Genomic DNA, 14,124 nt, shown 5'->3' with positions numbered 1-14,124 from the left:
GGTTGATGATTATTCGGCTTCGTTGGCCGGCAGTGCGTTCAGGAGACCGTAGCGCTCTTCGCCGATTTTGGCCATCAGCTCGAGCTGCGTCTCGAGGAAATCGATGTGGCCTTCCTCGTCCTTCAGGAGTTCTTCGAAAAGCTCCATCGTGACGTAGTCGCCGCAATCGTGACAGACGTCGCGCGATTCCTTGTAGGACGTGCGCGCGTCGTATTCACCGGCGAGGTCGGATTCGAGAACTTCCTTGACGTTCTGCCCGATGCGAAGCGGCGCTACAGACTGCAGGTTCGGATGGCCTTCCAGGAAGATGATGCGCTCGATGATCTTGTCGGCGTGCTGCATCTCTTCGATGGATTCTTCACGCTCCTTCTTGGCGAGGCGACCATAGCCCCAATCAGCGAGAAGCCTGTAGTGGAGCCAGTACTGATTCACCGCCCCCAATTCGAGAAACAGCGCCTTGTTCAGTCGCTCGATGACCCGTTCGTCGCCCTTCATGATGCCTCGTCCTTCCATACTGATCGAGCAGCGCGTTCAGCCGCTCCATGAAAGGAAGGACCTCAGCGCTCGGTGTGTTGCGGGTGTGATACTCTTCGGTCACCCTGAGGATCGTATCCACCACATTGGGGAAACATCCGCAACATTTACCGCGTTTGCTGAGCGCATGATAGACTTTTGCAGGTACGATCAACTGCCAACGATCTTCGTCGAGCAGCGACACGATCGTCGACTCGATGTCGTTCTGACTGATGTAATTGCAGTGACAAACGATCATGTCCAACCACTCTGCAATGCCGTCACGTTCAGCGACGACCATGATCGCCGAACGGGTATCCTTCTCGCATCGCGTGGGCGGCGGGAGGCGCCTGATCGGCTGGGCTCATCAGCCTTATATGAGCCAGCGGATCAACTTTGTCAAAGCCTGCAGACAGATCGCGTCATGAAATCAATAGTTTAGAATTATTCCAAACTATTGAGCACATCGGATTTCGATTTTTGAGGAGAATGAAAGGCCGCTGGAGCCCGGTTCGCGCCTGTCCATCCGAGGTCGAGTGCCGGATCCAGCGGCCTGTCATTTTGGCATCGTTCGATGCCGTCTTGCTGGTCCCCTCTGGACCTTGAACAAAACAAAGCAACCAGCGTGCCAACCGGCGCGAAAGCCGGAAATCCAGGCTCTTGAGACCCATCAGAATTTCTGAAAGAACCAACAGCGATTAAAACTTGTGCATGGAAGGTCGCGGTTGCATTCTCGCCGGGCAGCAGGCGGGCGTCGCAGTCAGCGTCGTTCCGGGCTCTGCCCAGCATGTCGCGGCCTTGCCCCACCCGGTCGCGAGCGGGGTCGTCCAAGTGTTTTCGTCATTTCTTTCCGGGCGCGTCCCCGCATCCTTCGCGCTCGATGGCCGCTATTCCTGGACGAGACTCGCCATATCCGCCTTGATCGGTACGGTCGGCAGCGCCGGCATGTGGTCGGTCATTCTCGTCATGCCCGCCGTCGAGGCTGAATTCGAGATCAGCAGATCGATGGCATCGATGCCCTATACGGCAACGATGCTGGGTTTTGCAGTCGGAAATCTGCTGCTTGGCCGCCTCGTCGACCGCTTCGGCATCGCGCCATGCCTGATGGGCGCGGCTATTGCGCTCGCGATCGGTTTCGCCAGCGCAGCGATGGCACCGAGCCTCATTGTTTTCACGCTGATCCAGGGCTTTCTCATCGGGATCGGAACGGCGGCATCCTTCGGCCCCCTGATTGCCGACGTCTCGCACTGGTTTCGCCGACGCCGCGGCGTGGCGGTCGCGGCTGCTGCAAGCGGCAACTATCTCGCCGGCTCCATCTGGCCGCTTATCCTGAAAGACATCATCGCGGTCGACGGTTGGCGCACCGCCTATTTCACGATCGCCGTCATCTCGCTCTGCGTGATGATACCCGGCGCGCTTCTGCTGCGCCCGCGCATTCCCGCCAATTTCAAGGCCGATGCCAACCGGGTCGGGATCGACCCGGCGACCGGCCAGCGCATGACGCTGACGCCGCGCCAACTGCAATGGTTGCTGGCTATCGCCGGCGTCGGCTGCTGCGTGGCGATGTCGATGCCGCAGGTGCATATCGTCGCGCTCTGCGCAGATCTTGGTTATGGCGTCACCGCCGGCGCTGAAATGCTCGCGGTCATGGTGGCGGGTGGCGTCGTCAGCCGCCTCCTGTCAGGAGTGCTCGCCGACAGGATCGGCGGTATCCGAACCCTGCTTCTCGGCACGATCGGCCAGATGATCGCACTCACGCTCTATCTGCCTTCAGATGGCCTGACGTCGCTCTATATCGTGTCTCTCGTCTTTGGCCTATCCCAAGGCGGCATCGTACCGAGCTACGCGATCATCGTGCGCGAATACCTTCCGGCTGAAGAAGCGGGTCGTCGCGTCGGTATCGTCATCATGGCGACAGTGCTCGGCATGGCCCTCGGTGGGTGGCTGTCCGGCGCGATCTATCAGTGGACCGGCTCCTACCATGCCGCCTTCATCAACGGCATCGCCTGGAACGTGCTCAATGTCGCGATCATCACCTTCATCATGATGCGTTCGCGCGGCAAGCCTTCGGTGCCCGCAACCGCCTGAAAAAGGCGAGGCGCATCACCTCTGGTGGCGCACCATGCCCGCCGTCAGGATGCGCATCACCGCCAGGCCGTCGGAAACAGGGGTCCGCGGCGCCTCGCCCGTCTTGATGCAATGCAGGAAGTGCGCGCATTCGCGCGTCAGCGGGAGGCCTTCCGCGATCGGCTGATAGATCGGCTCGGCACTTTCAAAATGAATGCTGCCGTCCTCGCGCCAGACCCGGTGCGGATAGAGCTGCAGCTTCTCCGCCCACGGCACCACGTCGTCGAACACCGCCATCGCCTTATCGCCGATAACCGAAAGCCGACGCTCGCGGTAGGGATTGAGCCGCGAGGTGAAGACGTGGCTGCGAAGTCCGGAGGGAAACGTCAGGTGCAGATGGGCAAAATCGCTCAAGTGATCGATGACGGCCGTGCCTTCGCCGGAAACCCGCGAGGGCTCTTCCCCCGTGATCGCCAGAATCAGCGACAGATCGTGCGGCGCGATATCCCAGAGCGCATCGTTTTCCGGGTGAAACTTGCCGAGCCCGACACGGTGCGAGTGAATGTAGCGGATCTCTCCCAGCGTGCCGCTGTCGATCAGGTCCATCAGCCCCTCGAAAGCGGGATGGAAGCGCAACACGTGGCCGGTCATGGCGACGACGCCGGCTGCGCGCGCGGCCGCCACGATGGCCTCGCCATCCGCGATCTCGAGCGCGATGGGCTTTTCCACCAGAAGATGTTTGCCGGCGGCAATCGCGGCCAGCGCATTTTCTGCGTGGAACTGGGGAGGCAGTGCAAGCACGACGCCGTCGATGTCGGGGTCCGCCAGAACCTCTGCCGGCGTACGCGCGACTGTTCCGGTCTCTTCGGCGATCGCGGCGGCCCGCTCCGGATTGCGATCGGCGACCGCCACCAGCGCGCCGAGGTCGCGCAGCGTCCGCGCATGGTTGGCGCCCCAATACCCCGCCCCGATGACCGCGATGGCCGGCACGTCCCGTTCCGTCATGGTTCTACGCCTTTCCTTGCTCGCCGCTGGGATAGTGATCCAGCCACTGAAGCGCAAGTCGGCACTCGAATACCGCATATGCCGCGGCCACCCCCCCGCTCATGGGACATTCCCCGGTCCCAAGCTTTTCAACCGCTGCCGCTTGACACTGAAAACCGCCACACCTTATATGCCGCCGACCCCAGCGACGCAGCGGCTCATCCGCACCAAGACCTGTCGCACGGGACCCGGCGGAGTAGCTCAGTAGGTTAGAGCAGAGGAATCATAATCCTTGTGTCGGGGGTTCGAATCCCTCCTCCGCTACCAACGTTTCCCCAAACAATCGCCCCGACCCCATAGCGATGCGATCAGCGAGCTGTCTGCGTCCTTCAAGGCCGACATTTCGGCGCCTGCACGGCTTTCAATTATGAAGTCGTCAGCGGCAAAAAGGCTAGTGCACGGCCTAGTAGAGCGTCTCCGCCAAGCGCTTTGTAGAGCGTTTTCGTAGGCCTTACCTTCGACCTCACCGGCCAAAGTTTGGCGGCAGCATCGAGCGCTTGATCCGAGTTTCGTCGCTCCAAAGTCCGGCACGGAGAACCAGATCAACTGCGCTGGAAGAAGACGGAGCAGACGGATATCCGTAGTACCGACCTAGGAAGCTGGCCGGCATGCCTAATATTCCGGATGAATCCTTAGAGGAAAAAATTATTACATCCATCCGACGAATAATTTGGGACTGTACGAGCGGCATTGGGAACGTGGCTGGGATAGTCCACAGCAGGGTTTTAGCTACGAGGCCGCCTTTCCTCTGGCCATTCCCATCGAGGTCGGTCATCCGAGGTGCCCGGCCAAGCAAACTTCGCCATGTGCTTCTCCGGCTTTATACCAGTTGAAGTGTCGAAAACGGTGTCGAGTAGTTAGACACCGGATTGCTCTTTTCATCAGCCTCCGGTGATGGCCCAAAAAAAGCAGCCTTTGAAGGGGCAAAAGGCCCGGCATTATCCGGGCCCCGCCATTCAGTCAGTGTGTTCAGGCATATCCTTGAGCTGGTCCTTGGTCCAAGTCGTAACCGCGTGAACAGTGCCACTCTCGTCACGCATGATATCGAGTTCGCTCGCCGATACTGCGACGGATTTGGCACCGAAGCCCAAGAAGCCGCCGACATCGATGACAACCCGTGCGGAACGACCTACCCCGTGCAAGTGGGCGACGGTGCCGACTTTTTCGTTATTGGCGCCATAGACTGTGGCCCCTTTGAGATTGTGCTCGGTGAGTTCGATGTCCGAGAGCCTGACGTGTTTGCTGTGATCCATAGTGCTGTCTCCTCTTGTACGCAGAGGGGGCAACATCGGAGAGGCATCTCTGTTCCAAATGACAAAGGCAATCGATGAGCTGGCAGCAACTGCAGACCGTGGAGGCAAAGCCCTGAGGCTTTCAACCCACTGGCAGGTGGCGCCATGTTTGCGCAACTCCACCAGAACCATTGGATTGCCCCTAGGATTCAAGCTTGCAGGCTGCAACGACCGAGGGTTTGGGTATAGCAATTAAGTCGTCAATACTGTCGCTATGCTAATCGTGATTGTCGGCGCCTTCTTTCAGGAGGTGCCGATCAGTCGGGGGTTCTAGGATATCGAACTGATTTGCCACCGACCGACTCGACCTTGACGCGGTTCTCATTCCCGCTGAAGTCGCACTTTCACTTTAGCTTCAGCAGTTTCTCGGCCGTGTCACCCAAGACGGCTCGCCGTTCTCCCTGTCCCAAACCCAATTGCCGGTCGACGATTTGGACCGGGGCATCATGGCCCATGTCGAAGCAATAGTCCGAACCCAGCATCACACGATCGGCGCCGACCTGTTCGACCAGGAAAGCAAGGCCGGCATCCGAGTGGGCGATGGTGTCGTAATGAAAGCGCTTGAGATAGCTGAGCGCACCGTTGTCCATATGCTTCAGTTCGGGCCGCCCCATGGCCCAGCCATGGTTCAAACGCCCGGCGAGAAACGAGAACGCGCCGCCAGCATGCGGAAGGACGATATCGAGCTTCGGGAAGCGATCCATGACGCCGCCGAAAATGAGATGCGCGGCAGCGACAGCCGTGTCGAACGGATTGCCGAGCAGGTTTGCCAGAAAATAGGGCTTCAGCCGGTCGGTCATGCCAATGACCTTCAGGGGATGCAGGAAGATCGGCCAACCCATTGCTTCGATGCGCTCGAAAACGGGCAGTAGCCGCTCGTCCGACAGATCCCAGTCACCGATCGCCGTGCCCATATAGACGCCGCACATGCCCGGCGCATCCTTGACGCGCTCCAGTTCGGCAAGGGCTTCCTCGGCGTGGTTTGCCGGGATCATTGCCAGGCCGACAAGGCGATCCGGGAACTGCTCATGCGCCTCCACGAGGGAATCGTTGAAGGCCACGGACAGCGCACGCGCCACCGGCGCATCGGCGAAATAGACCATCGGCTGGGTCAGCGAGAGCGCCTGTACGTCGACACCCTGACGATCCATGTCTGCGATGCGCATGTCGAGATCGATGAAGCGCCGCTCGAGCGGTCCGGCATGCAGCGGGCCGACATCGATGATCGGGCCGCGCGGATCGCGCCGCACGCAGGCACCGCACTTGCAGCCCTCGGTTTCGAGCGCCGCGATGTAGCGTTCCGGAAAATAATGCGCATGGATATCGATCCGGCGCGCGCGGTTTTCGCTCGTGTCTGTCACATGTCACCCTGGTGGTTAGGAAGAGGTCTAGGCCTTGCCGCTGAGGGCTTCGGCTGCGGAACGGTTGGCCGGCTGGCGGCGTGCCTGGGCTTCCGACATCTCGATCGCGCTGATCAGATATTCCGCCGTGTTGCGTGAGTGGGCTTCAATGACTTCCTGCGCCTTGGCGACATCGTTGCGCTCGCAGGCCGTCAGCAGATCCCAGTGCTCGCGCTGCGACTGCTCCCGCCCGCGCACCGAAATATAGAGCCGCACATAGCGCTCAACATTCGAGCGGAACTGGTCGATGGTTTCGAGAAGCCGCGGCCAGCCGCAGGCATCGTTGATCGCGGCGTGGAACTTCCGGTTGAGCTCCGGCCAGGTGTCGTTCGCGGTTTCGTCGTCGATCAGTCGGTCCATGGCCTCCAGCGTCTCGCGCATGCCGCGAAAATCCTTGGGACGCAGATTTTCCAGCGCCTTTCCCACCGCCAAGCGCTCGAGCGTGCCGCGAATGGCGAACATCTCGCGGATGTCGGCAGGATCGAGCCGTGCCACTTCAACGCCGCGATACGGGTAGACGACCACCAGACCCTCGGCCTGCAGCTGCTTGAGCGCCTCGCGAACCGGCATGCGGCTGACGCCGAGCGTGGCAGCAATCTCGTTCTGGTCGAGCTTGATCCCTGCAGGCAGCCGCCCGTCGACGATAGCCGAGCGGATGAGGCCGAGGACGATGTCCTTGCGGCTCATGGGTTGGCTGATCAGCCGCGCCTCTTCCTGGGAAAGTTCGATCATCAATTCGGCTCCTCGCCCGACGGTCTTTTGTTCAGCAAAGCCACGCAGTTTGCAATCGCGCGCACTTCGCTCAATTTCTAGGCGTCGAATACGCATGCCCAAAAATCATCTTGATATCCGTGATCTAATATATTAGTCGTCAGATCACAAGCGGATTTTCCCGCGCAGGATCGCTTCTACGAGACGGACGCAGAGCCGTGGCGATCGACCCGAAAACCAGAGGCCAGGATCAATCAACATGTTGCACACTCTTCGCGCCGTCAGCATCACCGCAGCCGCTTCCGCAGCGCTCGCGCTCTCCGTTTCCTTCGCCGCTGCGCAGGATCTGGAAACCTTCACCTTCATGTTCCCCGTCGAGAGCGTGAACCAGTTCCACCCCTTCTATATTGCCGACGAACTTGGCTTCTTCGCCGAGGAAGGCCTGGAAGTGTCGTTCCAGGACGCTGGCGGATCGAGCGCGGCCATCCAGCAGGTCATTGCCGGCAATGCCGACGCCGCACTGCCTGCACCGAGCGCATTCCTCAATGCCGTCGCCCAGGGCTTCGACCTGAAGTGGGTTTATTCCTACCAGTACGCCAACATCTTCACGCTGGCCGCGACCGCCGAGTCGGGCATCACAACGATCGAGGATCTGCAGGGCAAGAGCGTCGGCGTGTCCGATCTGTCGGGTGGTGAAGTACCGCTCGTGCGCGCAGTGCTCGAAGAAGCCGGCCTTACGGGTGAGGATGTCAGCCTCGTTCCCGTCGGCGACGGTTCGGCCCTCACCGTTCAGGCGCTCGAGTCCGGTCAGGTCGACGCCTATTCGTCCAGCCTCTTCGACATCGCCGCCATCCAGTCGCGCGGCATCGACATGGTCACGATCCTGCCGCAGGAGGCCCAGGACTTCCCGGCAAACGGCGTCGTCGTTTCGGCCGAGCTTCTCGCAAGCGACCCGGACAAGGTCGAGGGCTTCCTGCGCGCCGTTGCCAAGGGCGTCGTCTACGCAGCCGCCAATGACGAGCGCGCCTTCGCCATGGCCAAGGAAATCCGCCCGGAAGAGTTCGAAGACGAAGCGATCGCCGCTCCGAACTGGGAAGTTGCCCGCCGCCTGAAGACTCCTCCGGCAGCACTCGCCGAAGAGCCCTTCGGAACCCACTACCTCGAAGGCTTCCAGGCCTATCACGACTTCCTGCGCCAGGGCACCGAGGAAGAAGGCGCCCTGCCGACAGACGTCGACCTCTCGGTTGCACTCGACAGCTCGCTGATCGAAGCTGCCAATGAATTCGACCGGGCTGCCGTGGAAGCCGCGCAATGATGGCCGTACGTCTCGAAGACAAGGCGCCGCTCGAAAGAGCGGCGCCTGCCGAAACCATCATCGACGTCAGGGGTCTCGGCAAGACGTTCACCCTCGATTCCGGGCCCGTCATCGCGCTCGAGAGCGTCGATCTGACGATCCGCAAGGGTGAGTTCATTTCCTTCGTCGGTCCCAGCGGTTGCGGCAAGTCGACCTTGCTGAACATGGTGGCTGGGCTTCTGCCAGCAACCCAAGGCGAAGCGACGCTCAACGGCCGCGCGATCAACGAGCCGTCCCGCCAAGTGGGCTTCATGTTCCAGACGGCGGTTCTCTTGCCATGGCGCACAGTCGAGGAAAACGTTCTGATGCCGGCGGAAGTGTTCGGCACCAAGACGGAAGCCACACGTCAGAAGGCGCGCACCGTACTGGAAGCTGTTGGTCTTGGCGATTTCATGAACGCCTATCCGCGCCAGCTTTCTGGCGGCATGCAGCAGCGCGTCTCGCTTGCCCGCACGCTGACCTACGAGCCCGACGTTCTCCTGATGGACGAACCGTTCGGCGCACTCGACGAATTCACGCGCGAAGCGATGAACCTGGAGCTGATGCGCATCACGCAGGCGGCGGGAATCACCGTACTCTTCGTGACGCATAACATCACCGAGGCCGTCTTCATGGCCGACCGCGTCGTTGTCATGACGCCGCGTCCCGGCAAGGTCTCCGGCGTGATCGATGTCGAACTGCCGCGTCCGCGCACGATCGATCAGATGCAGAGCCAGACCTTCACCGATCTCATCTTCAAAGTCAGGGGAATCCTCGGCCATGGCCAAGACAGTCACGCTTGATGCCGAGCCGGTGAAAGCCGCCTCGCCTTACAAGAACGCCAACCAGGAACTGCGCTACAAGTTCTACACCTTGGCGATCATCGTCGTGATCCTGGCTGCCTGGGAACTCGCACCGCGCCTCGGCCTCGTCTCGCCGATCATCCTGCCGTCCTTCTCGGCCGTCGTCGGCGCGCTCATCTCGCTCGTCCAGCAGGACTTCTTCCTGCGCCACTTCTCCGTGACCCTGACCGAAATCCTCATCGGCTTCGTGCTCGGCACCTCGATCGGTCTGGCGCTCGGCATCGCACTTGCGGTCTGGCCCACGGCCAAGCGCATCGCCTACCCGTTCGTCGTCGGGTTCCAGGCCATCCCGAAGATCGTCTTCGCGCCGCTCTTCATCGCTTGGTTCGGCTTCGGCATGAGCTCCAAAGTCGTCATGGCCGTGGTGATCTCGTTCTTTCCGGTCCTGATCAACACGTTGGTCGGCCTGGAAAGCGTGCCGGAGGATGCCCGCCGGCTGATGCGGTCGATCAAGGCCACGCCGCTCCAGACCTTCCGCAAGGTGTCGCTGCCGCATGCGCTGCCGGTCATCTTCGCCGGCGTCAAGGCGGCCCTCACCTTCGCCGTCATCGGTGCAATCGTCGGTGAATTCGTGGGCGCATCGGAAGGCCTCGGCTACCTCGTCGAGCTCTACAAGAACCAGCTGCGCATCGACCGCGTCTTCGCCGTGATCGTGATCCTCGCGACGATCGGCGCCGGTGGCTACTTCCTCCTGGAATGGCTCGACCGCAAGCTGATCTTCTGGCGCACCGACGCCCAGGGCAAGTGATGCCGCGCGTCACCATCATCGTGCTTGGCGGCACCATCACCATGGTGCCGCAGGCTTCCGGCGGCATCGCGCCTTCGGTCAGCGGCGACGATCTGGTCGCCGCAGTCCCCGCTCTGGTCGATGTCGCCGCGATCGACGTCGTGACGCCGTTCCTGGTGCCCGGCGCGTCGCTTTCCTTCGCGCAGATGGCGACCGTGGCTGACATGGTCACGGCGGCAGGTCAGAACGGCGCCGATGGCGTCGTCGTGGTCCAGGGAACCGACACGATCGACGAGACGAGCTTCCTGCTTGAGCTCGCTTGCGACACTGGCGCCGACAGCGCTGCGATCGTCGTGACGGGCGCCATGCGTGGTGCCACCGCACCCGGTGCGGATGGACATGCCAATCTCCTTGCCGCCGTCACCGTTGCCGCTGCGCCTCAAGCCCGGGGTCTGGGCGTGCTCGTCGTCCTCAACGACGAGGTTCACGCCGCGCGTTTCGCACAGAAGATGGACACAGGACTGCCTTCCGCATTCGGTGCGCCCGGTCTCGGGCTGATCGGCACCGTGACGGAGGAGGCCTTCCGCCTGCGCCTCATCCCCACTACGCTGGCGTTTCCCGCACTGTCGCTTGCCGATGCCGTGCCGGTCGCGATCGTCCAGACCGGGCTGGGCGACGATGGCCGCCTCATCGACACCATTGCCGACGCCTGTTTCCAGGGCGCCGTGATCGCCGCGATGGGCGCCGGGCATGTGCCCGCCTCGATCGTGCCGAAGCTCGAAGCTTTGGCCGGGAAGATGCCGGTCGTTCTCTCGACCCGCGTTCCCGGCGGCGCCGTCTTCACCGCAAGCTACGGATTTCCCGGCTCGGAGATCGACCTCATTCGCCGCGGCCTCATCCCGTCCGGCATATTGCCACCCCACAAGGCGCGGCTTCTCCTCGCCTGCCTCCTCGGCGCCGGCTTCACGACCGAAGAAATCCAAACGCAATTCCAGGCCTTTTCCTGACCGATACTTGAAGGACCTAGCCCATGTCGGATCCGATTATCGATGCGGAACGCATCCGCGACCGCCTGCCCTATGAACCGATCACGCAGCGGCCGAAACTGAAGCTTCCGGACGGCAAGCGCGTCGCGGTCTGGACGATCGTCAATGTCGAGAATTGGTCGCCCGCCGGTGCCATGCCGCGCGCCGTCCTCTCGCCGCCCATGGGCCAGCCGCTCCTGCCCGACATTCCGAACTGGGCCTGGCACGAATACGGCATGCGCGTCGGCTTCTGGCGCTTCCTCGAAACGTTGTCGAGCCGCGGCCTCAAGGCAAGCTTCGCCGTCAACGGGACGGCACTGAGCGTCTATGAGCCCGCCTGCCGCGCAGCCCTCGAAGCCGGCTGGGACTTCGTCGGCCACGGCTACATCCAGCGCCCGATGCACAAGGTCGAAGACCAGAAGAAGTCCATCGTCGACACGGTCGAGGCGATCCGCGCCTTCACCGGCAAGGCTCCGCGCGGCTGGGAAAGCCCGGGCCTGACCGAAACCGAGGATACGCTCGATCTCCTGGCCGAAGCGGGCATAGAATATGTCTGCGACTGGTGCCTCGACGACCAGCCGGTGACGCTTTCGACGCGATCGGGACCGATCGTCTCGGTGCCCTATTCAGTGGAAATCAACGACGTCGTGATCACCGCAGTGCAAGGCCACCGCTCCGACGAGATCTACCTGCGCGGTGTCGACCAGTTCGACCGGCTTTACCAGGAAGGCGCCGACAACGCCCGCGTGATGGCGATCTCCATCCACCCCTACCTCACCGGCGCACCCCACCGGATCAAGTATCTCGAAATGCTCTACGACCACATCCTGAGCCACCCCGACGTCGCGCTGATGACCGGCTCGGAGATTTTGAACTGGTATCGGGAAGCCCGTTGATAGCTTGATTGAACAGTGACCGCGCCCGGGTGTGCCTCTTTCAATCAGCACACACACACCCGGCGTCGGCAGAAGAACCGTGCTGGAGAATGGAGTTCTGGGTATCGTCGTGCTCGGCCCGCCATTTTCCAGCGAACTCCACTCAAATTTCAGCCGACGATTAGAGCACGCATCGTCTGCTCTCTGAGCGCCTTCTGGCGAACAGGTACGAACATCCTCGGAAAATCAAGCAGAACAGCCCTCAGCTCGATAGGCGCACCTTGCCGCCATTGAGCGCTTTGCCGACGGCTGCGGGAAGCCGCATCAGGATCATCACGCCGATCCAGGCGGCGGCGATGGCGATGAGCTGCTGTAGAAAAAACGAGATCGAGAACAGGGGATCGCCGAAGTTTCCGAACACACGCCGCAGCGGGATGCCGGCGAATTCGAAGACGATCGCGTGGCTGCAAAAAAGAACAAACACATAGGGTTCGAAGTGTTTGATCCTCGACCAGATCCGAGACCCGGCGATGAGCAGCGTCACCTGCCAGATCGTGGCAGCCGTGGTGATCCGCAACAACGTGTCCAGCGCGGCAAGAAATTGCGGGTTCAGGCTGTTTAACGGAATGCCTTCGATACGAATGTAGAAGAAGATCGCCGCCATGGGAGCGAGGCCCAGAGTGAAGACCTTCGTCACGCGGTCGATCTGATCGTCATTGAACGCACCAATGCGCAGCCAGAGACCGATTGCAAAGAACAGCAGAAGTTGCGGTCGCTGCAGCAGCCACGTGTCCTGCCCGAATAGCATGTAGCCGATCAAAAGGGCGAACGTGGCCGTGGGCGCACGCCAAAGGGCGCTGACGAGGAGAGGCGCCAGCAGACTACAGACGAAGAGATCGCGCAGAAACCACAACGGCACGACAAGCGGCCATTCGCGGAGAGCGAGAAAGGCGTTTGCAATCCCGAGCGGGCTTGCTTCTGGCAGTTTCTCCCAGTTGCCGGAGAGTTGCGCGTAAATGATGATAAGGACGAACATCACCACGTTCCACGCGATGAGGGGAACGACGAGCGAGCGAACTTTACTGGTGATGGTGGAGAGAGGTCCCTTGGTGAGGCTCCCTGCGATGAGCAACCCGGATACGATTCCGAGAAGTGAAACCGAACTCAAGCCGATCACGCGGGTCAGCAGAAAATAGACGAGACCGAATGCATCCACCGGCTGGGTGTATACATTTTCCGCGATGCCTGGCTGAACGTGCACGAAAGTGACGAGAACGATGCAGAGGACGCGTGCAATCGAAATGCGCAACGAGGTCGACCGAGACACCGGCGTGATGTCGGGAAGTGTCATGGCGAATGGCAAGGTTTTGTCCACGGTGAGACTACTCCTGTCGGGTCAGCGCCCGGACGGGTCGGCACTCGGAAGCGGAGTGAACCAACCGCTCGATCCGACGTCCGCGCGGCGAACATCGATCAGACGATGAGGAAGGGATTGTCGATATTCAGCCGTGGCGGTTCGAGCGTGATGCCACCGCCTCGGGCGCGCCTGACGCTGCAGGACGACGATCGACCGATCTATGCGATCGGCGATGTGCACGGCTGTCTGGACGCGCTTCGACTGCTCGAAAACAAGATCGTCGCGGATGCCCAGGCTATCGAAGGACGCAAGCTGATCGTGATGCTTGGCGACTATGTCGATCGCGGCCCCGATTCGGCGGGTGTCATCGATCATCTGCTTGAAGCGCCGCCTGAGGGCTTCGACCGCATCTGCCTTGCGGGCAATCACGAGCAGCTCATGCTCGACGTTCTCGAAGGACGTGCGAGCCTCGAGCGCTGGCGGGCACTCGGCAGCGAAGCGACGCTCACCTCCTACGGCATCGACAGCGAACGACTTCTGCGGCTCGGCAGTTCGAGCGATGAAATCGGCGAGATGGTCCGCGCTGCGGTGCCCGTCACGCATCTCACATTCCTGCGCGACCTGCCGGTGCTGCTCAGCACCCGCCTTCATGTGTTCGTACACGCTGGCCTCAGGCCGGACGTGCCGACCGCCGAGCAGAGCGATCGATCGCTGATGTCGCTGCGGCTTCCGCCGGCTCAGGCAACGCAATTGCCGGATCGCTACATCGTGCACGGTCACACGCCCGTCGCGCGTGTTGCAATGGAGAACCGGCGCATCAACGTCGATACCGGTGCCTGCTTCACCGGGCGTCTTTCGGCCCTGCGCATTTGGCGCGGCGGCGGGCGTGTGTTGTCCACATAGCCGCTCGCCGCGTC

13 protein-coding genes, 1 tRNA gene and 1 pseudogene are annotated in these 14,124 nt (G+C 61.5%); 8 read left to right on the top strand and 7 right to left on the bottom strand.

The window, feature by feature from the left end; all coding sequences use genetic code 11:
* Window positions 1-9 precede the first annotated feature (9 nt).
* Together bfr and GC125_RS20235 are read right to left on the bottom strand one after the other, a co-directional pair.
* Complete coding sequence (gene bfr / locus GC125_RS07875; RefSeq protein ID WP_151985178.1) at window positions 10-495, bottom strand: bacterioferritin; 486 nt, start codon at window positions 493-495, stop codon at window positions 10-12.
* Window positions 467-772: pseudogene (locus GC125_RS20235) on the bottom strand ((2Fe-2S)-binding protein); the annotation flags it as partial. The gene bfr and the pseudogene GC125_RS20235, both read right to left, overlap by 29 nt.
* Window positions 773-1,224: 452 nt before the next feature.
* Here GC125_RS20235 and GC125_RS07865 point away from each other — a divergent pair.
* Window positions 1,225-2,601: an MFS transporter gene (locus GC125_RS07865; RefSeq protein ID WP_151985177.1), complete on the top strand. Its 1,377-nt coding sequence runs from the start codon at window positions 1,225-1,227 to the stop codon at window positions 2,599-2,601.
* 15 nt (window positions 2,602-2,616) lie between these two features.
* Here the strand turns inward: GC125_RS07865 and GC125_RS07860 are convergent, their stop codons facing one another.
* Entirely contained in the window at window positions 2,617-3,585 is a 969-nt protein-coding gene (locus GC125_RS07860) for a Gfo/Idh/MocA family protein (RefSeq protein ID WP_151985176.1), read from the bottom strand.
* Window positions 3,586-3,814: 229 nt separating this feature from the next.
* On the opposite strand from GC125_RS07860, the gene GC125_RS07855 reads away from it, so the two are divergent.
* A tRNA-Met gene (locus tag GC125_RS07855) sits at window positions 3,815-3,891 on the top strand.
* Window positions 3,892-4,580: 689 nt separating this feature from the next.
* Here GC125_RS07855 and GC125_RS07850 read toward each other — a convergent pair.
* The 3 genes from GC125_RS07850 to GC125_RS07840 form a co-directional block, all read right to left on the bottom strand.
* Window positions 4,581-4,877 carry a PRC-barrel domain-containing protein gene (locus tag GC125_RS07850; protein ID WP_151985175.1) on the bottom strand — a complete coding sequence of 99 codons (297 nt, stop codon included), beginning with the start codon at window positions 4,875-4,877 and terminating at the stop codon, window positions 4,581-4,583.
* Window positions 4,878-5,260: 383 nt separating this feature from the next.
* Window positions 5,261-6,277 carry an amidohydrolase family protein gene (locus tag GC125_RS07845; RefSeq protein ID WP_199864509.1) on the bottom strand — a complete coding sequence of 339 codons (1,017 nt, stop codon included), beginning with the start codon at window positions 6,275-6,277 and terminating at the stop codon, window positions 5,261-5,263.
* A 27-nt stretch (window positions 6,278-6,304) separates the two neighbouring features.
* A complete protein-coding gene (locus GC125_RS07840; RefSeq protein WP_199864508.1) occupies window positions 6,305-7,048 on the bottom strand; it encodes a GntR family transcriptional regulator in 744 nt (247 codons plus the stop codon).
* Window positions 7,049-7,286: 238 nt separating this feature from the next.
* Between GC125_RS07840 and GC125_RS07835 the strand changes: the two genes are divergently transcribed.
* The 5 genes from GC125_RS07835 to GC125_RS07815 are packed head-to-tail and all read left to right on the top strand — an operon-like array spanning window position 7,287 to window position 11,871.
* Complete coding sequence (locus GC125_RS07835) at window positions 7,287-8,342, top strand: ABC transporter substrate-binding protein (RefSeq protein ID WP_151985173.1); 1,056 nt, start codon at window positions 7,287-7,289, stop codon at window positions 8,340-8,342.
* Window positions 8,339-9,163: an ABC transporter ATP-binding protein gene (locus GC125_RS07830; RefSeq protein WP_151985172.1), complete on the top strand. Its 825-nt coding sequence runs from the start codon at window positions 8,339-8,341 to the stop codon at window positions 9,161-9,163. The genes GC125_RS07835 and GC125_RS07830 overlap by 4 nt, the downstream gene beginning before the upstream one ends.
* Window positions 9,141-9,971, top strand: coding sequence for an ABC transporter permease (locus GC125_RS07825; RefSeq protein ID WP_199864507.1), 831 nt, complete (start codon window positions 9,141-9,143; stop codon window positions 9,969-9,971). The genes GC125_RS07830 and GC125_RS07825 overlap by 23 nt, the downstream gene beginning before the upstream one ends.
* Complete coding sequence (locus GC125_RS07820; RefSeq protein WP_151985170.1) at window positions 9,971-10,957, top strand: asparaginase; 987 nt, start codon at window positions 9,971-9,973, stop codon at window positions 10,955-10,957. The genes GC125_RS07825 and GC125_RS07820 overlap by 1 nt, the downstream gene beginning before the upstream one ends.
* A 23-nt stretch (window positions 10,958-10,980) precedes the next feature.
* Complete coding sequence (locus tag GC125_RS07815) at window positions 10,981-11,871, top strand: polysaccharide deacetylase family protein (protein WP_151985169.1); 891 nt, start codon at window positions 10,981-10,983, stop codon at window positions 11,869-11,871.
* 241 nt (window positions 11,872-12,112) lie between these two features.
* Here the strand turns inward: GC125_RS07815 and GC125_RS07810 are convergent, their stop codons facing one another.
* Window positions 12,113-13,225 (bottom strand): acyltransferase family protein, encoded by a 1,113-nt coding sequence (locus GC125_RS07810; protein WP_151985168.1) that lies wholly within the window; start codon window positions 13,223-13,225, stop codon window positions 12,113-12,115.
* Window positions 13,226-13,330: 105 nt separating this feature from the next.
* Here GC125_RS07810 and GC125_RS07805 point away from each other — a divergent pair, with 105 nt between their 5' ends.
* Complete coding sequence (locus GC125_RS07805; protein WP_286165419.1) at window positions 13,331-14,110, top strand: metallophosphoesterase family protein; 780 nt, start codon at window positions 13,331-13,333, stop codon at window positions 14,108-14,110.
* The last annotated feature ends 14 nt before the right edge of the window (window positions 14,111-14,124 follow it).

The sequence above is a fragment of the Rhizobium sp. EC-SD404 genome (assembly GCF_902498825.1).
In the GTDB taxonomy this organism is placed as follows: domain Bacteria; phylum Pseudomonadota; class Alphaproteobacteria; order Rhizobiales; family Rhizobiaceae; genus Georhizobium.
The sequence above is the reverse complement of the archived record's forward strand: the minus strand, read 5'-3'. Positions and strand labels throughout refer to the sequence as shown.